Source organism: Kitasatospora sp. NPDC101108, from assembly GCF_055584725.1.
In genome coordinates, this window is sequence record NZ_JBVJLM010000001.1 from 685,795 (window position 1) to 711,265 (window position 25,471).

The 25,471-nt window shown below is 73.4% G+C and carries 19 protein-coding genes; 13 read left to right on the top strand and 6 right to left on the bottom strand.

What is annotated here, in order from left to right; all coding sequences use genetic code 11:
- Window positions 1–115 precede the first annotated feature (115 nt).
- Window positions 116–1,024 (top strand): LysR family transcriptional regulator, encoded by a 909-nt coding sequence (locus ACZ6Z8_RS03050; RefSeq protein ID WP_465605734.1) that lies wholly within the window; start codon window positions 116–118, stop codon window positions 1,022–1,024.
- Window positions 1,025–1,137: 113 nt separating this feature from the next.
- Here the strand turns inward: ACZ6Z8_RS03050 and ACZ6Z8_RS03055 are convergent, their stop codons facing one another.
- On the bottom strand, window positions 1,138–2,397 hold the full coding sequence (locus ACZ6Z8_RS03055; protein ID WP_465605736.1) for a hypothetical protein: 1,260 nt from the start codon (window positions 2,395–2,397) through the stop codon (window positions 1,138–1,140).
- 476 nt (window positions 2,398–2,873) lie between these two features.
- On the opposite strand from ACZ6Z8_RS03055, the gene ACZ6Z8_RS03060 reads away from it, so the two are divergent.
- From ACZ6Z8_RS03060 to ACZ6Z8_RS03070, 3 genes are all read left to right on the top strand, one after another.
- The gene (locus ACZ6Z8_RS03060) at window positions 2,874–3,554 is read left to right on the top strand and encodes a L,D-transpeptidase family protein (protein ID WP_465605738.1); all 681 of its coding nucleotides are present in this window, start codon (window positions 2,874–2,876) and stop codon (window positions 3,552–3,554) included.
- 555 nt (window positions 3,555–4,109) lie between these two features.
- A complete protein-coding gene (locus tag ACZ6Z8_RS03065; RefSeq protein WP_465605740.1) occupies window positions 4,110–4,490 on the top strand; it encodes a hypothetical protein in 381 nt (126 codons plus the stop codon).
- A gap of 196 nt (window positions 4,491–4,686) precedes the next feature.
- Window positions 4,687–5,655: an NAD-dependent epimerase/dehydratase family protein gene (locus ACZ6Z8_RS03070; protein ID WP_465605742.1), complete on the top strand. Its 969-nt coding sequence runs from the start codon at window positions 4,687–4,689 to the stop codon at window positions 5,653–5,655.
- 47 nt (window positions 5,656–5,702) lie between these two features.
- On the opposite strand, the gene ACZ6Z8_RS03075 is transcribed toward ACZ6Z8_RS03070, so the two are convergent.
- Window positions 5,703–6,062 (bottom strand): ArsR/SmtB family transcription factor, encoded by a 360-nt coding sequence (locus ACZ6Z8_RS03075; protein ID WP_465605744.1) that lies wholly within the window; start codon window positions 6,060–6,062, stop codon window positions 5,703–5,705.
- 98 nt (window positions 6,063–6,160) lie between these two features.
- On the opposite strand from ACZ6Z8_RS03075, the gene ACZ6Z8_RS03080 reads away from it, so the two are divergent.
- Window positions 6,161–8,146, top strand: a complete 1,986-nt coding sequence (locus ACZ6Z8_RS03080) for a heavy metal translocating P-type ATPase (RefSeq protein ID WP_465605746.1) — start codon at window positions 6,161–6,163, stop codon at window positions 8,144–8,146.
- Window positions 8,147–8,232: 86 nt separating this feature from the next.
- Here ACZ6Z8_RS03080 and ACZ6Z8_RS03085 read toward each other — a convergent pair whose 3' ends face one another.
- Entirely contained in the window at window positions 8,233–8,601 is a 369-nt protein-coding gene (locus ACZ6Z8_RS03085) for a hypothetical protein (protein WP_465605748.1), read from the bottom strand.
- Between the two features lie 260 nt (window positions 8,602–8,861).
- Here ACZ6Z8_RS03085 and ACZ6Z8_RS03090 point away from each other — a divergent pair, with 260 nt between their 5' ends.
- The 3 genes from ACZ6Z8_RS03090 to ACZ6Z8_RS03100 all read left to right on the top strand — a co-directional run bounded on the left by ACZ6Z8_RS03090 (window position 8,862) and on the right by ACZ6Z8_RS03100 (window position 13,501).
- Window positions 8,862–9,296, top strand: coding sequence for an Hsp20/alpha crystallin family protein (locus ACZ6Z8_RS03090; protein WP_465605750.1), 435 nt, complete (start codon window positions 8,862–8,864; stop codon window positions 9,294–9,296).
- A gap of 148 nt (window positions 9,297–9,444) precedes the next feature.
- Window positions 9,445–11,301, top strand: coding sequence for a molecular chaperone DnaK (gene dnaK, locus ACZ6Z8_RS03095; protein WP_465605751.1), 1,857 nt, complete (start codon window positions 9,445–9,447; stop codon window positions 11,299–11,301).
- A gap of 151 nt (window positions 11,302–11,452) precedes the next feature.
- Window positions 11,453–13,501 (top strand): SpoIIE family protein phosphatase, encoded by a 2,049-nt coding sequence (locus ACZ6Z8_RS03100; RefSeq protein WP_465605753.1) that lies wholly within the window; start codon window positions 11,453–11,455, stop codon window positions 13,499–13,501.
- Window positions 13,502–13,562: 61 nt separating this feature from the next.
- On the opposite strand, the gene ACZ6Z8_RS03105 is transcribed toward ACZ6Z8_RS03100, so the two are convergent.
- Both ACZ6Z8_RS03105 and ACZ6Z8_RS03110 read right to left on the bottom strand, forming a co-directional pair.
- Window positions 13,563–14,306: a G1 family glutamic endopeptidase gene (locus ACZ6Z8_RS03105; RefSeq protein WP_465605755.1), complete on the bottom strand. Its 744-nt coding sequence runs from the start codon at window positions 14,304–14,306 to the stop codon at window positions 13,563–13,565.
- A gap of 288 nt (window positions 14,307–14,594) precedes the next feature.
- Window positions 14,595–14,735 carry a hypothetical protein gene (locus tag ACZ6Z8_RS03110; protein ID WP_465605757.1) on the bottom strand — a complete coding sequence of 47 codons (141 nt, stop codon included), beginning with the start codon at window positions 14,733–14,735 and terminating at the stop codon, window positions 14,595–14,597.
- 114 nt (window positions 14,736–14,849) lie between these two features.
- On the opposite strand from ACZ6Z8_RS03110, the gene ACZ6Z8_RS03115 reads away from it, so the two are divergent.
- Entirely contained in the window at window positions 14,850–15,491 is a 642-nt protein-coding gene (locus ACZ6Z8_RS03115; RefSeq protein WP_465605759.1) for a carbonic anhydrase, read from the top strand.
- Window positions 15,492–15,603: 112 nt separating this feature from the next.
- Here ACZ6Z8_RS03115 and ACZ6Z8_RS03120 read toward each other — a convergent pair whose 3' ends face one another.
- Window positions 15,604–17,085 carry a PTS transporter subunit EIIC gene (locus tag ACZ6Z8_RS03120; RefSeq protein ID WP_465605761.1) on the bottom strand — a complete coding sequence of 494 codons (1,482 nt, stop codon included), beginning with the start codon at window positions 17,083–17,085 and terminating at the stop codon, window positions 15,604–15,606.
- A gap of 176 nt (window positions 17,086–17,261) precedes the next feature.
- Between ACZ6Z8_RS03120 and ACZ6Z8_RS03125 the strand changes: the two genes are divergently transcribed.
- The 4 genes from ACZ6Z8_RS03125 (at window position 17,262) to ACZ6Z8_RS03140 (ending at window position 25,354) form a co-directional block, all read left to right on the top strand.
- Window positions 17,262–19,037 carry an MFS transporter gene (locus ACZ6Z8_RS03125; protein ID WP_465605763.1) on the top strand — a complete coding sequence of 592 codons (1,776 nt, stop codon included), beginning with the start codon at window positions 17,262–17,264 and terminating at the stop codon, window positions 19,035–19,037.
- Window positions 19,034–19,504: a MarR family winged helix-turn-helix transcriptional regulator gene (locus ACZ6Z8_RS03130; protein WP_465605765.1), complete on the top strand. Its 471-nt coding sequence runs from the start codon at window positions 19,034–19,036 to the stop codon at window positions 19,502–19,504. Before ACZ6Z8_RS03125 ends, ACZ6Z8_RS03130 begins: the two co-directional genes overlap by 4 nt.
- Window positions 19,505–19,628: 124 nt before the next feature.
- The gene (locus ACZ6Z8_RS03135) at window positions 19,629–22,868 is read left to right on the top strand and encodes an amidohydrolase family protein (protein ID WP_465605767.1); all 3,240 of its coding nucleotides are present in this window, start codon (window positions 19,629–19,631) and stop codon (window positions 22,866–22,868) included.
- Between the two features lie 665 nt (window positions 22,869–23,533).
- Window positions 23,534–25,354 (top strand): putative Ig domain-containing protein, encoded by a 1,821-nt coding sequence (locus ACZ6Z8_RS03140; protein ID WP_465606323.1) that lies wholly within the window; start codon window positions 23,534–23,536, stop codon window positions 25,352–25,354.
- The last annotated feature ends 117 nt before the right edge of the window (window positions 25,355–25,471 follow it).

Below are 25,471 nucleotides of genomic sequence, written 5' to 3' on the forward strand. Positions count from 1 at the left end.
CACGGAGCGGGGGGCGGAGGCTTGCGCATCCGGGCCGCAAGCAAGAATCCTGCTGCCGTTCATCCTTAAGCACAAGAAAAGACGTCTTCGCGACAGATAAGTGAGCCTTAACACGATGCAGAGACTGGACCCCCGTCTGCTCGCCACCCTGGAGGCCGTGGTCCGCCACCGTTCCTTCACCGCCGCCGCCCGTGAGCTGGGCTACAGCGCGCCCGCCGTCTCGCAGCAGATCGCCGAACTCGAACGCCGGGCGGGTCTGCGGGTACTGGAGCGCCGGCCGGTGCGGCCCACCCCGGCCGGCCAGGTCCTGCTCGACGCCGAACAGGGCGTCAGGAGTGCCCTGGCGGCGGCGTCCGTGGAACTCGACGCCATGCGCGCCGGCACCGCCGGACGGATCCGGCTCGGTGCCTTCGCCTCCGCCGCCGCCGGCATCGTCCCGAAGGCGCTGGCGCACCTGCACACGGCGTACCCCGACGTGCAGGTCAGCCTTTCCCAGCTGGAGCCCGAAGCCGGCTACGCCCGCCTCAAGCGGGGAGACATGGATCTGGCCCTCAGCTACGACTACGACTTCATACCCCTGCCGCCGCCCCGGACGCTGCGCCGGACGCTGGTCGCGCGGGATCCGGTCGTGGCGGTGGTCCCGGCCGGCCACCACCTCGCCGACCGGGACGTCATCGACCTGGCCAGCCTCGCGTCCGAGACCTGGATCGCGGCCCCGGAGGCAGCGCTGCGCCTGGAACTGCTCGCCCAGATCGCCAAGACGCCGGGCTTCCAGGCGCGACTGGCGTACGAGGGCGACGACTTCAACACCGTGCTGGGCTTCGTGGCCGCGGGCCTGTGCGTCGCCGTGATGCCGCAGCTCGCGCTCCCCCGGGGTTCCGCCCAGGTCGTGGCCCGTCCGCTGGCCGACCCGGAACTGACGCGCTTCATCTACGCCGTCCGCATCGACACCCGGCACACCCCGCGCGCCCTGCTGGCCCTGGAGCGGATGCTGGCGGAGGAGGCGCTGGCCGCCCTCTCGTAAAGCGCAGCCGACGGACCGGGCGCCTCCGCTCCCCCGCCCCGTACGCGATCTGCCGGGCCCAACTCCTCGGGATTGCAGCGCTGTTGGAAAGCCCCCAGCGCTGTTCCGGCCCGTTACTCCGGCTGGCCGCCCGGGTTCGCGGTGAGCCGCTCCCGCCACTCGGCCACGGCCGTCGGAGAGGTCGCGGCCAGTCGGGCGATCTCCTCGTCGTCCCGCCCGTCGGTCCAGGCGAGGACCCGCGTCAGAACGGTGTTGCGGACGCGGCGGAGCTCCTTGACCATCCCCTCCAGCCGCTCCAGCTCCTCGCCGGTGGCGGCGAGCGTCTCGTCGACCGCCGTCCGCTCCTCGGCGCGCTGTTGCCACAGGTAGGCGTTCAGCCCGGTGAGGACCACGCCGTCGTCCGCCGCGGCACCGCGGAAGGTGTCGGCGAGCTGGCTCAGCCCGCAGTCCGGGACGTCGGCGAGGCTCGCGCCCACGACCTTGGCCGCCTCCCAACTGCTGCGCCCCGCCTCGCTGTTCCGGAACCAGGTCCCGGCGTCGACCGGCGTACGGCCACCGCAAGCGGCCGCGCGGTAGGCGTACAGCGCCGCGCGGTGGCCGTAGAACGTGTAGCCCTCCTCAATCCGGACGTTCGCCGGAGCGCACATCCGCCCCGGTACGCCGCCGTAACCGGAGGCGGGTTCGTAGGCGGCGTAGGCGTCCAGCTCCTCGTCGGTGGCCGTCGCCCAGGACGGATCGCACAACTCCGGGTTCTGGGCGAGGAAGTCCGCCACTTCGACGCGCGTTCCGCGGACCCGGCTCGTACGGGGCTCGGCCCAGGTCACCGCCCCCGTCGCGTCGGAGGTGAAACGGCAGGCCTGTTCGAGGTCGCCCCAGGCCGTGGCGGCCTCTGCGGACCATTCCAGGTCGGAGGCCGGGCCCACCCGGTGCAGGGAGTCGACCACCCGCTGGACCGTGGGCAGTGTGCGCTGCGCGAGTTCGTGGAGTTCCTCGGCCGTGAAGAAGCGCCAGGTGGACGTGCCCTGGCCGTCGGTGGCGCGGTGGACGAGCGGGACGACGAGGACGGCCGGCGAGGGCAGGGCCCCGTCTCCGAGCTCGCACCGACGACATCCCGGAAACCCGGCGGCGGAACCCTCCTCCCTCGTCCGCCAGTCGGTGTCCCCGAACCACACGGCGCCGGTGGCGACGTCGACGGCCAGCCACTGCTGGTAGCCGTTCCCGGGCCCGAAGCGCTCCTGCCGGTGCTCGGCCTGGCGGTCGTGCCACACGTACTCCGCCGGCGGCGGGTTGAGTTGGACGGCGACGAACCCTTCCTGGGGGGTGAACCCGACGACGACGTGGGCGGTCGGGTGGGGGTGTTCGGTCTCGGACATGCGGCTCCCCTCCGTGGCGGACCGTGGCTGACCCGCCACTGTGCGCACCGAGCCTGCCGTGCGAAAGCCTGTCCGATCAAATCCGATCAGTTGTGGACTTGCCCCCCAATGAGGGTCCGTATACGACCATCCGGCTGCCCGGCCGGAGCGCCGCCGATCGCGCAACGTCGCTCGTCGACGATCCGGGCGAGGGCCCCGTTGTCGAGGCTCCGCACGTCGTCGACCGCGTCCTCGGCCCGGCGGTGTCGGTGCTGGCGCGACGGCCGAGGCCGACCGATCATGGCCAGGCGTGGTCGGAGACCCCTGGCCGGGGACGACCGACCGGAGCACCACCCGATGGCTTGCGGCGCACCTCCGCCTCCGCCCACCGCGCCCCGTCGCGCTTCGCCCGTGTCACTCCACCTCCGAAGGGCCCCTCCCCCATGGCCGTCTCCCGGACACCCGCCGCCGACCGCCGCGGCTCGGCACTCCGTCGCATGAGCATGGCTCTCACGTGCGGTTTCGCCGCCACGCTGACCGCTGCGAGCCCCGCCCCGAGGGCCTGGGCCGATGGCGACCCGTTCCCCGTACCGGTGAGAGTCGGCCAGGCCCACCAGGTGATCACGGTCAAGTCGGACGGCACCCGCGCTGCCGTGACTCTGTGGGTCCGGAAGGACGGGCACTGGCGCTCCCTCGACTCCACCACCGACGCGCGCATCGGGTCCGGCGGCGTGCACGACGGCCTCAGCCGCGTCCAGGGGACCGGGACCACGCCCACCGGCACGTACACCGTGACCCAGGCCTTCGGCATCTCCCCGGACCCGGGCACGAAGATGCCCTACCACCACGTCACCGCGCATGACTGGTGGGTCCAGGACCCCACCTCCGCCTACTACAACCGCATGCGCACCGACACCGAGGGCGGCTTCCACCTCACCGAGCAGGGCCCCCTCGGCAGCGAACACCTCGTCAACTACCCGGTCCAGTACGAGAACGCCCTCGTCATCGACTTCAACACCTCACCCGTGGTGAAGGGCCGCGGCGCCGGCATCTTCCTCCACGACCTCGCCCCCCAAGCCGGCGCCACCGCCGGCTGCGTCGCCGTCCCCGCCGCCTTCCTGACCCGGACGATGCAGTGGATCGACCCCGCCGACCACCCCGTGATCGCGATCGCCTAGCACCCATGTGATGGTGTGATCACGTGTTGTCGATCAGGCGCTCGACCGTGTTCCGCTCTTCGCGGAGATCGGTGTGACCCGTTCATTGCCGGAGATCATCTGAACGCGGCGATTCGGCCGCCGGTCCGTGCGGAAGTCAGGTGCCCAGCAGGAACGGCGGCGCACGGTGCCGCACATTTCCGGAGGTTCTTTCGACCCTCCGCGGATGCGCCCGAATGCTTCGGCGCCGACAGGGCCGCAAAAGGCGCTCGGGCACGCAGCACGACGTTTGCGGAAACGGGTGCCGCCTATCGACGGAACGGCGGAGGCCTTCCGCAAGACGGGAAGAGCTCGTCGACGCACGCAAGGATGCACGCCATGCATGCGAATGGCCGAGAGGATTCTCCGGCAATTCCAGCCCCCCCTTTCCTTCGGGCAGGGCTCGGAGAAGTACGGAGCTCCGAGCCGCGGGCAGGCCGCGCCTGACCCGGCGCTCCCCGCGGCCACGGATAATGGCCCCTGACCGTCGGCCGCCCGCGCCCGCGGTCCGAGCGATCAGAGAGGCGGAGGACGAGGATGACCCTGGAGGTAGGACGGCGCGTCAGGCTGACGGCGGACCTCGGGATCGGCGAGGCCCTCAGCGGGGATCCCGGGACCGGGACCGTCGTCGGGTTCCTTTCACTGGGAGCCGGGGCCGAGGGCACCGTCGAGCGGGTGGACGGCGAGCTCCCGGAGAGCGAGGAGGTGCGTGAGTACCAGCGGCTCAAGGCACTGTTCGACGACTACGGGCACACCATGCCGGAGGCCAGCCGGGAGCGCCTGGAGGCGCAGATCGCGGCGCTGGAACCGGAGTGGACCGCACACCGGGCAGACGGGAACCGGGTGACGGTCCGCATCCGTCTGGACAACGGCCTCGTCCTCGACGGTGTGCACCAGGACGTGCTCGCGGCAGTGTGAAAGGACGTCAGTCCGCCTGGGCAGCAAGGGAGTTAGCGCCAAGGCTCCAGCCACCGGGCTCCCGAGCCCACCTGACAACCGGACCCTGCTGACCCGGCTGGGCGTCCACGGCTGACACCGGAACCCGGTGCGGGCCGGGCCAGGGGCCCGATCGGACCCCTGGCCCGGCTCCCAACCGAGCTGCCACCATGGCCTGATGCGCATTCTGATCATGGGCGGCACCAGGTTCGTCGGCTACCACTTCGCCCGGGCGGCCCTCGCCGCCGGGCACGACGTCACGGTGCTGCACCGGGGCAGGTCCGGTGCCCAGCTGCTCCCGGACGCCACCCACCTCATCGCCGACCGCGACGCCGACCTGTCCGCCCTGCGCGGCCTCGCCTTCGACGCGACCGTGGACGTCAGCGCCTACTTCCCGCGCCAGATCCGCCAGTTGGCCGCCGCACTCGACCCCGGCGCCGCCGGTCGCTACCTCCTGGTGTCCTCCATGGCCGTCTACGACCGGCCGGCCGCCCCGGGGTTCACCGAGCGCTCCCCGCTGCTCCCCGCCGACGGCCCGGAGGCCGAGGAGGTCACCGCCGCCAGCTACGGCGTCCTCAAGGTCCAGTGCGAGCGGGAGGCCCGGGAGTCCTTCGGCCCGGACGTGCTGCTGGTGCGTCCGACCTACGTGATCGGGCCCGAGGACTACACCCACCGCTTCGACCACTGGGTGCAGCGGCTCGCCCGGGGCGGCGAGGTGCTGGCCCCGGGCCGGCCCGACACCCCGATCCAGGTCATCGACGCCCGCGACCTCGCGGACTGGATGCTCGGCCTGCTCGACCAGCGCGCCTCGGGTGCCTTCCACGCCGCGACACCCCCGCCCTTCGCCATGGGCGACCTGCTCGATGCCGTCGCCTCGGCCGTCGCCCCGCCCGGCACCACGCTCACCTGGGTGGACGACGACTTCCTCCGGGAGGCCGGCGTCCAGGACCGGGCGCTGCCGCTGTGGAGCACCGACCCGCTGATCCGGGCCACCGGCACCGCCGACCCGTCCGCCGCCCTCGCCACCGGCCTCAAGGTCCGCCCGGTGGCCGACACCGCGCGCGACATCCTGCCGTTCGACCCGCTGCCGCAGGCCCTGACCCCGGAGCGGGAGAGCGAGCTCCTCACCGCCTGGCACCGGCGCTGAGCGACCGACCGCCCCTCGGATCGAGCCGGGGGGCGGTCGACGCGGAATCAGTCGAGCGCGCTGTCCGTGAGCCCGAGCCGCAGGTGCTCGATGTGGTAGACCGCCTGGTCGAGCAGGGCGGCGACGTGGTTGTCGTAGAGCGCGTAGACGACCGAGCGGCCCTGCCGCCGACCGACCACCAGACCGAGGTTGCGCAGCAGGCGCAGCTGGTGGGAGCAGGCGGACTGCTCCAGCCCGACCTCGGCGGCGAGTTCGGTGGCCGCGCAGGGGCCCTCGCGCAGGCGGGAGAGGATCAGCAGCCGCGAGGGGGTGGCCAGGGCCTGGAGGGTGGTCGCCACCCGGGCAGCGCTGGCCTGGTCCAGGCGGGTGTGCGGGACGGCGGTTGCGGGGGCGGCTCCATGACCCATGCGGGCAATAGTACAACTCATACATGAAGAGGGGTTCATATGTTCATGTATCGTGGATGAGTCACTGGCCCCGCCCTGCCCCGAAGGGTCCCGTCCGCATGCCCACCACCCTGATCGAGCGGCCCGCGCCCTCGGCCGCGCTCCGCCCCGACACCGCCCCGCGCCGCCGCACCCGGGTGTTCGCCCTGCCCGAAGCCCGCTGGGCCGCCGCGGCGACCGTGCTGTTCCTGATCGCGCTCCCGCTGCAGCTCGCCGGCGCCCCCGCCTGGGCCTGGGGTCCGCTGTACGCCCTCGCGTACGCCACCGGCGGCTGGGAGCCCGCCCGGGCCGGGCTCCGGGCACTGCGCGAGAAGACCCTCGACGTCGACCTGCTGATGATCGTCGCCGCCCTCGGCGCCTCCGCCGTCGGCCAGGTCATGGACGGCGCGCTGCTGATCGTCATCTTCGCCACCTCCGGCGCACTGGAGGCCCTGGCCACCGCCCGTACCGCCGACTCGGTGCGCGGATTGCTCGACCTCGCCCCGGCCACCGCCACCCGGCTGCTGGACGACGGCGGCGAGGAGACCGTGCCGACCGAGCGGCTGGCGGTCGGCGACACGATCCTGGTGCGGCCCGGCGAGCGGGTCGGCGCCGACGGGCGGGTGCTGGACGGGGCGAGCGAGGTCGACCAGGCCACCATCACCGGCGAGCCGCTGCCCGTGGCCAAGGAGGTCGGCGACGAGGTGTTCGCGGGCACCCTGAACGGCACCGGCGCGCTGCGGGTGAAGGTCGAGCGCGACGCCTCCGACTCGGTGATCGCCCGGATCGTCGCCATGGTCGAGGAGGCCTCCGAGACCAAGGCGCCGACCCAGCTGTTCATCGAGAAGGTCGAACAGCGCTATTCGATCGGCATGGTGATCGCCACCCTCGCGGTCTTCGCGGTGCCGCTCGCCTTCGGCGCTGCCTTCACCGGTTCGCTGCTGCGGGCGATGACCTTCATGATCGTCGCCTCCCCGTGCGCCGTGGTGCTCGCCACCATGCCACCGCTGCTGTCGGCGATCGCCAACGCCGGACGGCACGGCGTGCTGGTGAAGTCCGCCGTGGTCATGGAGCGGCTCGGCCAGGTCGACGGCGTCGCCCTCGACAAGACCGGCACCCTCACCGAGGGCACGCCCCGGGTCACCGACCTGCGCCCGCTCACCGGTTCCGGCCTCACGGAGGACGGCCTGCTCGCGCTCGCAGCAGCCGCCGAGCACCCCAGCGAGCACCCGCTCGCCCGGGCGATCGTGGACGCTGCCCGCACCCGCGGCCTGGCCCTCGCCACCGCCGAGGAGTTCTCCTCCGCTCCCGGCATCGGCGTCACCGCCACCGTCGACGGCCGGGCCGTCGCGGTCGGCGCCCCGGCCCGGCTGCTGAACGCCGGGGACGCCGTCTCCGCCCGCGCCGCCGCGATCGCCGCCGAGCTGGAGAGCGGCGGCCGCACCGCCGTCCTGGTCGAGGCCGACGGCGTCCCGGTCGGCGTGCTCGGCATCGCCGACCGGCTGCGCCCGGACGCCGCCGCCACCATCGGCGCGCTCACCTCCCTCACCGGCACGGCGCCGGTGCTGCTCACCGGCGACAACCCGCGCGCCGCCGCCCGACTGGCCGCCGAGGTCGGCATCACCGACGTCCGCGCCGGGCTGCTCCCCCAGGACAAGGTCACCGCGGTCCAGGAGCAGGAGCGGGCCGGCCGCAAGGTCCTGGTCGTCGGCGACGGCGTCAACGACGCGCCCGCGCTGGCCGCCGCCCACATCGGTGTCGCGATGGGCCGGGCCGGCTCCGACCTCGCGCTGGAGACCGCCGACGCCGTCATCGTGCGCGACGAACTCGCCACCGTCCCGGCCGTGGTGGCGCTCTCCCGGCGGGCCCGCTCCTTCGTGGTGCAGAACCTGGCGATCGCCTCGGTGTTCATCTCCGTGCTGGTGGTCTGGGACCTGGTCGCCACCCTCCCGCTGCCACTGGGCGTCCTCGGCCACGAGGGCTCGACCGTGATCGTCGGCCTCAACGGCCTGCGTCTGCTCCGCGAGACCGCCTGGACCAGGGCCCGGGCCGAGGGCGGCCGGTAGCGGCCCGGCAGGAAGAGCACCTCACCGGGGCCGCCGCCCCGGTCCTGGCCGGCGCCGACGGGGCCGGCCAGGACTCACACCTCCGGTCAGCCGTGCCCTGATGCGCGGGCACCGTGCGGCTGAGCATGGCCGGCGGCGGTGAGCAGCGGCGCGCCGTGGCGTTCGGGCCGGTGGCCGGCAACGACGGCTTGGCGTGGCGTGCCGTCGGGGCCGGGCGCGGCGGGAATCGGCCGGCGGGCGGTGAGGCGGCCCACCCAGTGCCGTCCGCAGGCGGGACAGGGCAGCGCCCCGGCCGGGGTGTAGGGGGAGTCGATGGGGTTGCCGTCACGGGAGAAGTACTCCCAGGTGTTTCCGGCGGCGTCGCGGTACTGCTGGACGTCGTAGTCGACGCTCCACTGGTGCCAGCAGTGGCCACAGGTGAATTCCACGCGTTCCAGCGCCATTTCCGTGATCATCGCATCGTCACCTCTTCGGCCGGTTCCACCGGGCGGTTGTGGGTGCGGGCACATGTTCGCGGCGAAGGTTCCCGCCCTCTCCGTCCGTATACCTCGGTGCGGGGCGTTGACGCAATCGGCCGGGAGCTCCGCGCCTGGCGACCGGCGGCCGCCCACGTCGTTCATTCGGCGACGGAAGTGTTTGTCATCGGATGGATGACGTGTTAGAACGGATGCAGGTGAAGCGCACTGGCACCCATCGATCAGTGGAGGTGTTCACGATGCTGATGCGCACCGACCCGTTCCGCGAGCTGGACCGGCTGACCCAGCAGTTCTTCGGAGGTACCGGCACCTGGTCGCGTCCGGCCCCGATGCCGCTGGACGCGTACCGCACCGACGACGAGTACGTGATCTCCTTCGACCTGCCGGGTGTGGACCCGGAGGCGATCGACATCGACGTCGAACGGAACATGCTGACCGTCAAGGCCGAGCGCCGTCCGCGCCACAACGGCGAGGGCGTGAAGTGGGAGCTGTCCGAGCGACCGCTCGGGGTCTTCTCCCGCCAGGTCATGCTCTCCGACACCCTCGACCCGGAGGGGATCAGCGCCGACTACGAGGCGGGCGTGCTGACCCTGAAGATCCCGGTCGCCGAGAAGGCCAAGCCCCGCAAGATCGCCATCAGCCACAGCGGCGGCCGCAAGCAGATCCAGGCCTGACGCGTTCACGGACCGCGGGCCCGGGCGCTCCGCCCGGGCCCGCGGTCATGCCGACCGGTGCGGCCACACTTGACATCAGCCGACTCAAGTTTTATGCCTCGATACAAGGCATGTGTCTCCGCAAGGGACGTCCGGAAGGAGGACGGAGATGGCACGCGCAGTCGGTATCGACCTGGGAACGACGAACTCGGTGGTGTCCGTACTGGAGGCCGGCGAGCCCACGGTGATCCCCAACGCCGAGGGAGCGCGCACCACGCCGTCGGTGGTGGCGTTCGGCAAGGGCGGCGAGGTGCTGGTCGGGGAGATCGCCAAGCGCCAGGCGGTCACCAACGTGGACCGCACCGCCCGTTCCGTGAAGCGGCACATGGGCGAGGCCTCGTGGCGCTTCCCGGAGAAGGGTGACGTGGACGGCAAGCGGTACACCGCGCAGGAGATCTCCGCGCGGGTGCTGCAGAAGCTGAAGCGCGATGCCGAGGCGTACCTCGGTGAGGAGGTCACCGACGCGGTGATCACCGTGCCCGCGTACTTCAACGACGCGCAGCGCACGGCGACGAAGGAGGCCGGTGAGATAGCCGGGCTCAAGGTGCTGCGGATCGTCAACGAGCCGACCGCGGCGGCGCTGGCGTACGGGCTGGACAAGGAGAGCGACCAGACGGTGCTGGTCTTCGACCTCGGCGGCGGGACCTTCGACGTCTCGCTGCTGGACATCGGCGAGGGCGTGGTCGAGGTGAAGGCCACCTCCGGCGACACCCACCTCGGCGGTGACGACTGGGACCAGCGGATCGTCGACCACCTGGTCCAGCAGTTCAGGAACGGCTACGGCATCGACCTGTCGAAGGACAAGATGGCCGCGCAGCGGCTCCGGGAGGCGGCGGAGAAGGCGAAGATCGAACTGTCCGCGGCGAGCGAGACGACGATCAACCTGCCCTACGTCACCGCCTCGCCCGAGGGGGCGCTGCACCTGGAGGAGACGCTCACCCGCGCCCAGTTCCAGCAGCTCACCGCCGACCTGCTGCAGCGGTGCAAGGAGCCGTTCCAGCAGGCGGTCAAGGACGCGGGGATCAAGGTCTCCGACATCGACCACGTGATCCTGGTCGGCGGCTCCACCCGGATGCCCGCCGTCACCGACCTGGTGAAGGAGCTGACCGGCAAGGAGCCGCACAAGGGCGTCAACCCGGACGAGGTCGTCGCCGTGGGCGCGGCCCTGCAGGCCGGCGTGCTCCGCGGCGAGGTCAAGGACGTCCTGTTGCTGGACGTCACCCCGCTCTCGCTCGGCATCGAGACCAAGGGCGGCATCATGACCAGGCTCATCGAGCGGAACACCACGATCCCCACGCGCCGGTCCGAGATCTTCACCACCGCGGAGGACAACCAGCCCGCGGTCACCGTGCAGGTCTTCCAGGGCGAGCGCGAGATCGCCGCGTACAACAAGAAGCTCGGCATGTTCGAGCTGCCGGTCGCCCCGGCCCCGCGCGGCCTGCCGCAGATCGAGGTCGCCTTCGACATCGACGCCAACGGCATCATGCACGTCACCGCGAAGGACCTCGCCACCGGCAAGGAACAGAAGATGACGGTCACCGGCGGCTCGTCCCTGCCCAAGCAGGACATCGACCGCATGGTCCGCGAGGCCGAGCAGCACGCCGAGGAGGACCGCCGGCGCAAGGAGGCCGCCGAGACCCGTAACCAGGCCGAACAGCTCGCCTACTCGACCGAGAAGGTCCTCACCGACAACCAGGACAAAATCCCCGCGGACGTGCGGGGCGACGTCGAGGGCGCGATCGCGGAGCTGCGCGACAAGCTCAAGGGCGAGGACACCACGGCGATCCGCACGGCCGCCGACCACCTCAACCAGGTCGGCCAGCGACTCGGCCAGGCCCTCTACGCGCAGCAGCCCGGCGCGCAGGCGACGTCCGGCCCCGCGGGCCCGCAGGCACCGCAGGAAGAGGAGGAGGTGGTCGACGCCGAGATCGTCGACGACGACCGGAGCGGCCGAAGCGCCGCCTGAGCGCACCCGGCGGGCGCGTCCGTCGGACGCGCCCGCCGACGGCGGACAGCGCCCGGACACACCGGATCACCTGCCGGACTCCGGCGACCGGCGGACGATGGAGGAAGCCAGACCGTTCACGCCCGGAGGGCAGGTGAGGGAGGTGGTGGCGATGGCGCGCCGACTCGGCCCGGCGGACGCCGCGATGGCGGCGGGAGCCCTGCTGGACGTCCTGGGTGTGGCGGCCGTCGTCCTCGACGAGCGCGGCCGCATCGCCCTGTGGAGCCCTCCCGCCCAGGAACTGTTCGGCTACTCCTGCGAGGAGGCGCTCGGACGCGAGGCCTCCCAGCTGCTGGTGGAACCCGGACGCCGCGAACAGGTGCAGGAGGCGTTCGCACGGGTGATGGCCGGCGAGGGCACCTGGGCCGGCGCGTTCCCGGTCCGGCACAAGGATGGCCACAGCATGCTGGTGGAGTTCCGCAACACCCGACTGCAGGCCGCCTCCGGCGCCTGGTTCGCCCTGGGCATCGCCTCCCCGCGCGAGACCGTGCGGCGTCTGGAACGCGACCTGGCCCTCGCCGCGCGGATCGTCGACCAGGCCCCCATCGGCCTCGCGGTCCTCGACCAGGACCTGCGGTACGTGCTGGTGAACCGCGCACTGGAGAAGATCAACGGCGTTCCGGCCGCCGACCACCTCGGCCGCACCCCGCACGAGGTCCTGACCCACCTGGACGTCGCGGCGATCGAGGACCGGATGCGCCAGGTCCTGGCCACCGGACAGCCGGTGCTGGAGGAGTTCACCGTCGGGCACACGCCGCACGACGACCGCACCCACGCCTGGACCTCTTCGTTCTACCGCCTGGAGGACCAGACCCACCGGGTGATCGGGCTGGCGATCTCCGTCATCGACGTCACCGAGTCCTACGAACAGTTCCTCGCCGCCGCCCGCGCCAGGCGCCGCCTGTCCCTGATCGCCGACGCCTCCATCCGGGTCGGCACCACCCTCGACCTCGCCACCACCGCCCGGGAACTCGCCGAGGTGACCGTGCCCGAGGTCGCCGACATCGCCGCCGTCGACCTGCTGGACGCGGCCCTGCCGGACGCGACGACCCGCGCGGACGACGGCCCCGCCCTGTTCCGTGCCATGGCGATCAAGACCGCGCACCCGACTCCGGCCACCGACGCCGCCGACCCGATCGGCGAGGTCACCCGCTACCACTCCCAGCGGCTGGTGACCCAGGCTGCCGTCGGCGGCCGCCCCGTACTCGTCCCCCACGTCACCGCCACCGACCTGCCACGCATCGCCCGGGACGAGAACGCCGCCCAGCTCCTGGCCGAAGCCGGCCTCCACTCCTACCTCGCCGTCCCCCTCATCGCCCGCGGCCGGGTCCTCGGGGCCCTTGACCTCAAACGCACCCGCAACTCCGCCCCCTTCGACCAGGACGACGTGCTGCTCGCCACCGAACTCGCCGCCCGGGCCGCCGTCGCCATCGACAACGCCCGCTGGTACCAGCACCAGCGCCAGGCGACCCTCGCCCTCCAACGCCACCTGCTGCCGCCCCAGCACGCCCCCCACCCGCCGGGCCTGGCCATCGCCCACCGCTACCAGCCCGCCAGCGCCACCGACGACACCGGCGGCGACTGGTTCGACACCATCCCCGTCGAGGACGACCGCACCCTGCTCGTCGTCGGAGACGTGATGGGCTCCGGCATCAACGCCGCCGCCACCATGGGTCAACTGCGCACCACCACCCGCGCCCTGGCCCGCCTCACCACCGACCCCGCGGATCTCCTCACCCACCTCGACGCCACCGCGCGCGACCTCGGCGACGCCATGGCCACCTGCCTGATCGCCCTCTACGACCCCGCCACCGGCCGCTGCCGGCTCGCCTGCGCCGGCCACCTGCCACCCGTCCTGGCCCGCCCCGGCCACACCCCGCACCCGGTCCACCTCGACCCCGGCCCGCCGCTCGGTGTCGGCCACCTGCCGTTCCCCATCCGCGACCTCACCCTGCGCGCCGGGGACGACCTGGTCCTCTACACCGACGGCCTCGTCGAAGTCCGCGACCAGGACATCGACCAACGCCTGCGGATCCTCACCGACCTCCTCGCCGGCCCCCGCCGGCCCCTGGAGGACACCTGCGACCTCCTCCTCACCGCGCTGCGCCGCCCCGACAACCAGGACGACGTCGCCCTCCTCATCGCCCGCGCCCTCCCGTGACGGGCGCCGCCCGCACGGCGGGCGGGGCAGCGCCCATGGCGCGACCCCGCCCGACGTTGCGTCAGCTGTGCTTCCAGGTCACCGAGAAGGCGCTGCCGCCGCTCAGCCCGGAGGTGGTGGCCTTGGTGGTGCTCCCGGAGGCCATGGTGATGGCGTCCGGGCTGAAGCCGCCCAGGGGCTGGCCGTTGACGGTGGAGCCGGTGAAGGAGACCGTGCGGAAGTTGGCGAGCGGCAGCACCCCCGAGGAGCTGGAGGGGGCCTCGGCGATCACCTCGGCGGAGGCCAGGGCGGCGCTCTTGAGGGACTTGTTGACGGTGTGGCTCCAACCGGCCGTGGTGTCGGAGAGGGTGAGGGTGAAGGAGCCGCTGCCGTTGGTGGTGACGCTCGCGGTGAAGTGGTCCCCCGGCCGTACGGGGCTGCTGAAGTTGGACGGGTACTGCGGGTACATCTCGTACCAGGCGGAGTACACCGGGGAGCCGCCGGAGCAGTCGGCCTCGGTGCCGGTCTGCTCGACGGAGTTGCTGCCGTCGCCGTCGAGACCGGCCCAGAAGCTGGACCAGGTGTCGGTGCCGTTGCAGGACACGGACGGCTGGACCCAGCTGGCCTTGACGCTGGTGAACTTTCCGCCGGTGGCGGCGTATCCGGCCCAGTTGCCGCTGGTGCTGCGCAGCAGCCCGCCGCCGCGGTGGGCGAGCGGGGCCTGCACGACGGCGGGGGCGGTGGCGGCGACGGCCGGTGCGGCGGTGCCCAGGAGGGTCAGCAGGGCGGTGGACACGGCGAGGCTGCGCCGACGTGCTTCGGGCATGGCTACTCCCTTGTGAGGGTGTGGAGTTGGCCGAGCGTCGACAAAGGTAGACCCGCCGGTCAGGCGCGGATGTCACGCGGAGGTAACGAATCGCCACTCCGAACTCAGCCTTCACGAGCGGCGGACGGCACCGCCGGGCAGCGCGGCTCGCCCTCCCCCGCTCCGTCCAGCAGCTCATCGAGCGGCGGCAACGCCCCTGGCGTGAAACGGCGTTGGAAGCCACCGCGACCTGAACCGGACTTCCGCAGCTCTGCCCGGGTCCGGCCGGCAGCCGGCGCTGACGGCCGGTCAGTCGTGCTGGTACTCGTCGCCGCCGCCGGCCAGGAAGCCCATGGCGGCGGCCGGGTAGTCCGGGGGCATCTCGGTGTCGGACGCGGCGCGGATCTCCGGGTTGATGCCGACCGCACGCCTCGCCTCGCGCTGACGCACCGCGCCTGCACGGACCGACACACACAGGTCGGCGGTGACGGTCGTCCCGGGTGGTCGCACCCGGAAGGGTGCCCGTTCCGGGCGGTGACCGGGTGGGGACAGTAGCCTGCGGCCATGACTGTGACGCAGCCCCCCACGCCCCAGGAAGCGTTCGAGACACTGCTGGCCGGCAACCAGCGGTTCGTCACCGGAACCGTCGAGCATCCGAACCAGGACGCCGCCCGCCGCAGTGAGATCGCGCCCGCGCAGGCGCCGTTCGCGGTGCTGTTCGGCTGCTCGGACTCCCGCCTCGCCGCGGAGATCATCTTCGACCGCGGGCTGGGCGACCTGTTCGTGGTGCGCAACGCCGGTCACGTGGTCGGCCCGGAATCGCTGGGCAGCATCGAGTACGGGATCAGTGTCCTCGGCTGCCCTCTGGTCGTGGTGCTGGGCCACGATGCCTGCGGGGCGGTGGCCGCGGCCAAGGCCGCTGTCTCGGACGGCACCACGGTGCGCGGGTACGTGCGCGACGTGGTCGAGCGGGTCACGCCCAGCGTGCTGGCTGCCCGCGCGGCCGGGCGCGTCGAGGACGCGGACTTCATCGCCGAGCACGTCCGGCACACGGTCGACCTGCTGATGGAGCGCTCGCGCGCCCTGGCCCACGCGGTCGAAGCGGGCAGTGCCGCCGTGGTGGGCCTGTCCTACCAGCTGGCGGACGGAGCCGTGCACCTGGTCACCGCCCGCGGCGTGGAGACGGCGGCCGCCGCCGTGGCATGACGTCAGCGCTCCCGCCGCCCGGGGCGTCCTCGCGTTGAGGCCCTGCGCAGATCACGCGGGGGCACACCCCGAACGGCCCACCGCGGATCGGCGACCACGCCGCCGAGCACCGTCAACCCAGCGCGTCGGGCCGCTCGGCCGCGAGGGCGGGAGCGGGCCCGGGTTCCACGGCGGCGGCGTCGTACTCGGCGAGCGTCTCCCGGGTGAAACCGAAGAAGTACGTGGCCAGGAAGCCCACCAGGTACCCGGTCAACAACCCGCCGCCGTAGACGGCGGCGCTCGCGGCCATCCCGTGCGGGCCGGCCAGCAGCGGGAACAGGGCCCAGCCGGACGGTCCGACGGCCGTCGAGCCGACCGCGCTGCCGAGCTGGCCGGCCACCCCGACGAAGGCGCCGCCGGCGGCGCCGCCCACGCAGGCCGTGACGAACGGGCGGCCCAGCGGCAGGGTGACCCCGTAGACCAGCGGCTCGCCGACGCCGAGCAGTCCGGCCGGCAGCGCCGACCTGATGGTCGCCCGGACGGAGGCGTTGCGCCGCAGCCGCAGGTAGACGGCCGCGGCGCAGCCGACCTGCCCGGCCCCGGCCATCGCGAGGATCGGCAGCAGGACGGTGGAGCCCTGCTGCTGGATCAGGGTGGTGTGGATCGGGATGAGCGCCTGGTGCAGCCCGAGCATCACCAGCGGCAGGAAGAGGCCGCCGAGCACCAGCCCGGCGAGCAGCCCGCCGTGGGCGAGCAGCCAGGTGGCGGCGTGGCCGATGGCGGTGGAGACCTCCCCGGCGACGAACATCAGGCCGAACAGCGCGGCCAGCCCGCCGAACAGCACGGTGACCGTGGGGGTGACCAGGACGTCCAGCGCGTCGGGCACGATCCGCCGGGTCCACCGCTCCAGCCGGACGGCGAGCAGCGCGGCGAGCAGCGCCCCGACCACGCCGCCCTGCCCGGGGGTGAGGTGGTGGCCGAACGCCTCCACCTTGGCGACCCCCGCGTAGACGATCACACTGGCGACGGCCCCGCCCAGTACGGGGGTGCCGCCGAACTCCTTCGCCGTGTTGTGGCCGACGAAGACGGCGAGCAGCGACATGAACCCGGAGGAGACCGGTCCGAGGGCGGTGACCAGGCCCGGGGCCCAGCCGAGGTTGGCGAGCGCCCCGGCGAGGGCGGCGACGATCCCGCAGCCGATCAGGGCGGGGATCAGCGGGACGAAGACGTTCGCGATCCGGCGCAGCATCCGCTTCACCGGGGTCGCGTTGCGCACCCGGGCCTCCGCCCGGATCCGGGCGCCGCGCCCGGCGAGGTCCTCGGCGGTGGGGGCGGCGGCCGCCGGGCCGGAACCGCCGCCGGAGTCCAGCAGTCGCCGCAGCTGCGCGGTGACCCCGGCGACGGCGCCGGGGCCGAGGACGATCTGGTAGGTGTCGTCCTCGACCGTGCCCAGGACGGCGGGCAGCGCCCCGAGCGCCTCCCGGTCGACCAGCGTGCGGTCCGCCAGGCCCAGCCGGAGCCGGGTCATGCAGTGGGCGACCGAGCGGATGTTGGCGGCGCCGCCGACCAGCGGGAGGATCGCCTCGGCCACGGCGCGGTGCTTCTCGTCGGACATGCCAGGGGACGTACCCGCATGGTCCTGGCCCTCAACCGGGGGGCCGCCGGGGTCTGTCGCCCGAACGGCCGCCGGGACTACCGTTAGTTGGCGGAAGCTATCGACATTCCCACTCCGATCCGGCGGCCGGGCTCAGGACTCTCCCCGGGGCCCGCCCGGGCCAACAGGAGGCAGCGGTGGCGACACGACTCTCCGGCGGGGGCAGGACCGGACGGCGCCCGGCCCGTACCGGAGTGGAGGGGGACCACCCCCGGTACAAGTGGGTGGCGCTGTCCAACACCACGCTCGGTACGCTGATCGCCACCGTCAACGCCTCGATCGTGCTGATCTCGCTGCCCGCGATCTTCAACGGCATCGGCCTGGATCCGCTGCAGCCCGGCAACGTCGGTTACCTGCTGTGGATGCTGATGGGCTACATGCTGGTCACCGCCGTCCTGGTGGTCACCCTCGGCCGACTGGGCGACATCCACGGCCGGGTGCGGATCTACAACGCGGGCTTCCTGATCTTCACCCTCACCTCGGTGGCCCTCTCCCTCGATCCGCTGCACGGCGGGCCGGGGGCGCTGTGGCTGATCGGCTGGCGGGTGGTGCAGGCGGTCGGCGGCTCGATGCTGATGGCCAACTCGGCGGCGATCATCACCGACGCCTTCCCGGCCCGGCAGCGCGGCACGGCGCTCGGGGTCAACATCGTCGCGGGCATCGCCGGGTCGTTCATCGGCCTGGTCCTGGGCGGGCTGCTGGCCGAGTGGAACTGGCGCTCGATCTTCTGGGTCAACGTGCCGATCGGCGTCCTCGGCACCGTCTGGGCCTACCGCTCGCTGCGCGAGACCGGGGTGCGCAGGCCCGCCCGGATCGACTGGTGGGGCAACGTCACCTTCGGCGTGGGCCTGACCGCCCTGCTCGCCGCGATCACCTACGGCATCCAGCCGTACGGCGGCCGCACCATGGGCTGGGCCAACCCCTGGGTGCTGGCCGGGCTGTTCGGCGGGGTCGCGCTGCTGGCCGTGTTCTGCCTGGTCGAGGCCAGGACCGCCGAGCCGATGTTCCCGCTCTCGCTCTTCCGCGACCCGGTCTTCACCGGCGGGAACGCGGCCACCCTGCTGGGCTCGATCGCCCGCGGCGGGCTGCAGTTCATGCTGATCATCTGGCTCCAGGGCATCTGGCTCCCGCTGCACGGCTACGACTACGCCGACACCCCGCTGTGGGCGGGCATCTACCTCGTGCCGCTGACCGTCGGCTTCCTGGCCGCCGGACCGGTCTCCGGCTACCTCTCGGACCGCGCCGGGGCCCGGCTGTTCGCCGCCGGCGGGCTGGTGGTGATGGCCGCCTCCTTCGCCGGGCTGCTCCTGCTGCCCACCGACTTCGGCTACCCGTGGTTCGCGCTCCTGGTCTTCCTCAACGGCCTGGGCGGCGGCCTGTTCGCCGCCCCCAACACCTCGCTGATCATGTCGAGCGTGCCGGCCGCGGCCCGTGGCGCCGCCTCCGGCATGCGGGCCACATTCCAGAACGCCGGGATGGTGCTGTCGATCGGGGTTTTCTTCTCGCTGATGGTCGCCGGGCTGGCCGGCTCGCTGCCGCACACCCTCACCGCCGGGCTGACCGCCCAGGGTGTTCCCGCCGCCGACGCGCGCACCATCGCCTCGCTGCCGCCGGTGGGCACCCTGTTCGCCGCGTTCCTCGGCTACAACCCCGTGCAGCAGCTGTTGGGGCCGCAGGTGCTCGGACAGCTACCGCCGGACCACGCCAGGACGCTGACCGGCCGGGAGTTCTTCCCCCAGCTGATCTCGGGGCCCTTCCACGACGGCCTGGTCGTGGTGTTCTGGCTGGCCATCGCGATGTCCCTGGTCGCCGCGGCCGCCTCGCTGGTCCGCGGCCGGCCCCGGACCGCGGCCGAAGCGGCCGCCAGCACGCCCGACCGGGGCACCGGGGCGACGAAGGAGCACGGGCCGTGAGCGCGGACGGCGGCGGACTCTCCGCCGAGGCGGTGGTCCGGCTCCGGCTGGCGATCGGTCGGCTGAACCGCCAGCTGGTCCGCGCCTCGGGCGACCAGGACCTCACCTCCGCCCAGCTCTCCGCCCTGGCCCGGGTGGAGCAGCACGGCCCGCTGCGGCTCGGCGAACTCGCCGCGCGCGAGGGCGTGGCCGTCCCGTCCATGGTCCGTACGGTCGCCCCGCTCGTCGCCGACGGCCTGATCGCCAAGACCCCCGACCCGCAGGACGGCCGCTCCCAGCTGCTCGCCCCCACCCCGCACGGCCGGGACACCCTCGCCCGGATCCGCCGCGAGCGCACCGCCCTGCTGGCCAGGCGCAGCACCCGCCTCAGCCCCGAGCAGTGCCGCGCGCTGGAGGCGGCCCTGCCTCTGCTGGAGCTCCTCCTCGACGAGGCCGACACACCGGTCCGCGAGCGCCCGTCGGACTGAATTCGCTTCGTGCACCGGCAGTTTGACGTCTCGAAGGCCGAAACGCGCCGTTCCCGTCGCCACACCCGATGACAATGGACATGTCGAGAACCACGAGGTCCATGGTGGCGGGAAGGGAGCGGGTGTGTCGTCTCTCCGGGACGGGAACGAGCGGAAACCCAACCAGCAGGAGTTCAGCGCACGGGAGTTGAGCGCAAGGGAGTTGAGCCGGCGCGGTTTCATCGGGGTGGCCGCGCTGGCCGGCGCCGGTGCGGCGCTCGGACCGGCCGCCGCGACGGCCACGGCCACGGCCGCAGCCGCGGACGCGGACGCCCCGGACGCCCGGCCGTCGAGGGTGCTGGAGTTCACGGCCGGCACCAACGCGGCCGTGGCCCTCTCCCCCGACGGCGAGCGGATGGTCGTCGAGGTCCAGGGCATCCTGTGGGCGCTGTCCCGGCGCGGCGGAACGGCGACCGCGCTGACCTCCCCCGGGCTGGAGCCCACCCGCCCGGCGTGGTCCCCGGACGGCTCGACCGTGGCCTTCTGCGCCTACCGGGACGGCGGCTTCCACCTGTGGACCATGGCGCCCGACGGCTCGAACCTGCGCCAGGTGACCAGTGGCGCGTGGGACGACCGCGGGGTGTCCTGGTCCCCGGACGGGCGCCACCTCGCCTTCTCCTCCGAGCGCGCGGGCGACGCGGTGTCCGGCAGCTCGTACGACGTGTGGACGGTGGAGCTCGCCACCGGCCGGCTGACCAGGCTGACCGACCGGCCGGACGTCGAGGACCACGACCCGTCCTGGCACCCCGACGGCGAGCGGGTCGTCTTCGTCCGCGCGGACGCCTCCGGCGCCCGGACCATCGCCTCCGTGCCGGCCGCCGGCGGCCCGGTACGGGTCGAACGCACCGTGGACAGCGGCACCGTGACCTGCCCGGTGGTCGCCCGGGACGGCCGGCTGGCGTACGTGTGGATCGGCGACTCCTCCGCCGCCACCTCCTACCTGGCGGCGAGCGCCTCGCTGGCCGTCGACGGCACCGTGGTCTCGGGCGACGAGGACGTCTCCCCGCTGCCGCCCTGCTGGACGCCCGAGGGCGGCATCGTCTACTTCGCGGACGGCCGGATCACCGACCGCTCCCCCGACCTGGCCACCGCCAAGGAGGTCCCGTTCAGCGCGCGGCAGGAGGTGCCGAGGCTCCGGTACCGGCGCAAGGCGCGCGACTTCGACTCCACCGCCGAGCGGGACGTGCGCGGCATCCACCTGCCCGCGCTCTCCCCGGACGGTCGCTCGGTGGTCTTCTGCGCGCTCAACGCCCTGTGGCTGCTGCCGATCGGCGGGCAGCCGCGCAAGCTGTTCCAGGCCGCCCCCGCCCACTACGTGCAGATGCCGTCCTGGAGCCGGGACGGCCGCAGCGTGCTGTACGTCCACGACGGCGACGCCGACGGGGACGGCCTGGGCGCCGTGCACCGCCTGACCCTGGACGGCGGCAGCGACACCGTCCTCGCCCGGGGCGGCCGGTTCAACCCGGCGCTCTCCCCGGACGGCACCCGGCTGGCCTGCCAGGACGTCCTGGGCAACCTCCTCCTGGTCGACCCCGCCACCGGCGCCGAGCACCGCCTCGCGACGCCGCTCGGCGGCAACGGCCTTCCCGGCAGGCCCAGTTGGTCTCCCGACGGCCGCTACCTCGCGCTCTGCGACCGCAACCGCCTCAACCACCGCTTCCGCGAGGGCTACAACGTCATCCGGGTGATCGACACCCGGGACGGCTCCTCGAAGTCCTTCCTGCCGCTGCCGGACACCTCGGTCGCCGACCGCTGCGACAGCGGACCGGTCTGGTCGCCCGACGGCCGCTGGCTGGCGCTGGTCGTGGACTCCGCGCTGTGGGTGCTGCCGGTCGCCCCGGACGGCACGCCGACCGGCGAGGCCCGGCGGATCACCGACAACGCGGCCGACCACCCGTCCTGGTCCGGCGACTCCGCCCGGCTGCTCCATCTCGCGGACGGCAAGCTGCAGTTGACCGGCCGCGACGGCGGCGACCGGCGCACCGTCGCCGTGCCGCTGCGCACCGCCCGCGCCCTGCCGCCGCGCTCCGACGTCACCCGCATCCACGCCGCCCGGCTGTGGGACGGCACCGGCGACACCGTCCGCGAGGACGTCGACATCGTCGTCACCGGCAACCGCGTCACCGCCGTCGAACCGCACCGCTCCGGCGCCCGCCGGGCCGGGGAGCGGCTGGTCGACGCCACCGGCTGCACCGTCCTGCCGGGCCTGTGGGACTCCCACACCCACCCGTACCAGAACACCTACGGCGGCCGTGAGTCCCGTCTGCTGCTCGCCTACGGGGTCACCGGCACCGCGTCGCTGGGCGGCTTCGCCTACGAGCAGGCGCGCATCCGCGAGTCGGTCGACGCCCGGGTGATGGACGGCCCGCGGTTCCTGACCACCGGCGAACTGCTCGACGGCAGCCGGGTCGCGTACAGCATGGGCCGCGCCCACCGCACCGCCGACGGGGTGCGGCGCAGCCTGGAGCGCGCCGTCGCGCTGGACTACGACTTCGTCAAGACCTATGTGCGGGCGCCCGCCTGGATCATGGCGGAGGCCGCCCGGACGGCCCACGAGCGCCTCGGGGTGCCCGCGGGCAGCCACCTGCTGACCCCCGGGGTGCAGGTGGGGCAGGACCTCACCACCCACCTGTCGGCCACCCAGCGGCAGGAGTACGGCCGGGTGGTCTCGCCGACCGGGCAGGCCTACCAGGACGTCCACGAGATCTACCGCGGCGGGGCGTTCGCGATCGTCGTCACCCCGTTCTCCGCGTTCTACCTGCTCGGCGACGACCCCTCGCTGGCCGAGGACGCCCGGGTGACGGCCCTGATGCCGCTCTGGGACGCCGCCGGCGTGCAGCACCAGGCGCAGACGCCGGCCACCCCGGAGCAGCGCCGCGCGGTCCGGAGGGAGATGGGCGTCTACCGGAAGATCATCGAGGACGGCGGCGCCCTGGCCCTGGGCACCGACTCCCCGCTCACCCCCGTCGGCCTCCAGCTGCACCTCGGGCTGCGCGCCCTGGTCCGGTACGCGGGCGTGACCCCCGCCCAGGCACTGCGCACGGCGACGGTGACCCCGACCCGGCTGTTCGGGCTGGCCGACGACCTCGGCACGGTGGAGGCGGGCAAGCTCGCCGACCTGACGGTGGTCGACGGGGACCCGTTCCACGACTTCGCCGACCTGGCACGGACCTCCTGGGTGATGCGGGACGGCGTCATCTACCGGCGCGCGGACGTGGTCGGCGCCCGCGTCCGGGCTCCGCTCGCCGCCCAGCCGTCGGGCCCGGCCGAGGACTGGTACGCCGTCGGCCAGGCCCTGCGCCGCGACGGCTGCTGCGCCCTGTAGCGGCCGCCACCCGCCGGCGGCGTTCGTCCACGACCGCCCGCCCGCCGTCCGGCCCCCGCGCCGGACCGGCCGCAACGGCCGAGGCCCCCACGGGCCTCGGCCGTTCCGTGTGCAACGTGAACCGCCGCTCAGCGGGGCCGGCGGCGGTACGGCGCCAGTGGCGACATTCCGCCCGGTCAAGCCTCGGTCATGGCGTGGACATCGGCCTTGTTCGCCGCTGCGGGCTTGGCTACCTTCCTAGCGCTGAGGCCGCGCAGGCCCGGCACCACTCCTTTGGCATGCCCTGATCACATCTCGCACGGCCGGACGCCCCGTCCCCCACGGGCCGACGCTCCACGCCCCGCCGTACGCCAGGGCCGCCGTCTGCACGTGCGCGTCTCCCCCTCTACCCCGGGCCTGCCCCGACTGCCGCCACCAGCGGCGTCGCACGCACGCCCAGGGCCCGACCCCCACTTGGGAGGGCTCCGTTGCACACCTTCCTCCGCTCCACCCTGCGGCCCGGCGGCCTCCGTGCCACCACCGCGGCCCTCGCGGTCGGCGCCGTGGTGGCCGCCGGCCTCGCCGTCGCGGCACCCGCCGCGAGCGCCGCCACCGCGCACGGCAGCTCCGGCGCGTCCGCGGCCGGCGTCAGGCACGCGTGCGCCAAGCCGACCGACCGTCACCAGATGGCCTGCGACGCCCTGCAGCGCACCGACGTCGTCCAGCCGCACGCGTTCTCGCTCGCCGCGGTCTCGCCGGACGCGACGCCGTCCGGCTTCGGCCCGGGCGACCTGCAGAGCGCCTACGGCCTCTCGGCCAACGGCGGCGCCGGGCAGACCATCGCCATCGTCGACGCGATGGACGACCCCAACGCCGAGTCCGACCTGGCGACGTACCGCACGCAGTACGGGCAGCCCGCGTGCACCACGGCCAACGGGTGCTTCAAGAAGATCGACCAGAACGGCGGCAGCAACTACCCGACCTCCGACACCGGTTGGGCGGGCGAGATCTCCCTCGACCTCGACATGGTCTCCGCCATCGCCCCGAACGCCCACATCCTGCTGGTCGAGGCCAACTCCGCGACCATGGCCGACCTCGGCGCCTCGGTCAACCAGGCCGTCGCCCAGGGCGCCAGGTTCGTCTCCAACAGCTACGGCGGCGCCGAGGACTCCACCGACACCTCCTCGGACAGCCAGTACTTCAACCACCCGGGCGTGGCCATCACCGCCTCCTCGGGCGACTCCGGCTACGGCGCCCAGTACCCGGCCGGCTCCCAGTACGTCATCGCCGTCGGCGGCACCTCGCTGACCCGCGACTCCAGCGCCCGCGGCTGGAGCGAGAGCGTCTGGGGCTCCAGCTCCGGCGGCAACGGCGCCGGCTCCGGCTGCTCCGCCTACGACCCCAAGCCCAGCTGGCAGACCGACAGCGGCTGCGCCCGGCGCACCATCGCGGACGTCTCGGCCGTCGCCGACCCGGCCACCGGCGTGGCGGTCTACCAGACGTACGGCGCCAGCGGCTGGTCCGTCTACGGCGGCACGAGCGCCTCCTCGCCCATCATCGCCGCGGTCTACGCCGACGCCGGCACCCCGGGCGCGGGCGACGTCCCCGCCAAGTACCCGTACGCGCACCCCAACGCGCTCAACGACGTGACCAGCGGCGCCAACGGCACCTGCTCCCCGAGCTACCTGTGCACCGCGGGCGCCGGCTACGACGGCCCGACCGGCCTCGGCACCCCCAACGGCCTGACCGCCTTCACGGCCGGCGGCAGCAGCGGCGGCAACACCGTCACGGTCACCGGCCCCGGCAGCCAGAGCGGCACCGTCGGCACCGCCACCAGCCTGCAGATCCACGCCAGTGACTCGGCCTCCGGCCAGAGCCTGACCTACTCGGCCACCGGCCTGCCCGCCGGACTGTCGATCAACTCCTCCTCCGGCCTGATCTCCGGCACCCCGACCACCGCGGGCAGCAACAACGTCACGGTCACCGCCAAGGACACCACCGGCGCCTCCGGCTCCGCCTCCTTCACCTGGACCATCGCCGGCTCCGGCGGCGGCACCTGCACCGGCCAGCTGCTCGGCAACCCCGGCTTCGAGACCGGCACCGCCTCACCCTGGACCGCGAGCACCGGTGTCATCGACAACTCCTCCAGCGAGGCCGCCCACTCCGGCAGCTGGAAGGCCTGGCTCGACGGCTACGGCAGCACCCACACCGACACCCTGAGCCAGACCGTCACCGTCCCGGCCGGCTGCAAGGCCAGCCTCTCCTTCTGGCTGCACGTCGACACCGCGGAGACCGGCAGCACGGCCTACGACAAGCTCACCGTCCAGGCCAACTCCACCACCCTGGCCACCTTCTCCAACGTGAACGCGGCCAACGGCTACACCCTGCACACCTACGACCTGTCGGCCTTCGCCGGCAAGTCGGTGACCATCAAGTTCACCGGCACGGAGGACTCCTCCCTGCAGACCAGCTTCGTCCTCGACGACACCGCCCTCAACGCCTCCTGACGACCCCGAACCCCGCGTGGGGCCGCAGCCCGGCTGCGGCCCCACCGGCCTGCCCGGAGGAGTCACCGCCCGCCGCGCCCGGTCGCGGCGGGCGGTCGCGGGCCGCACCCCCCGGAC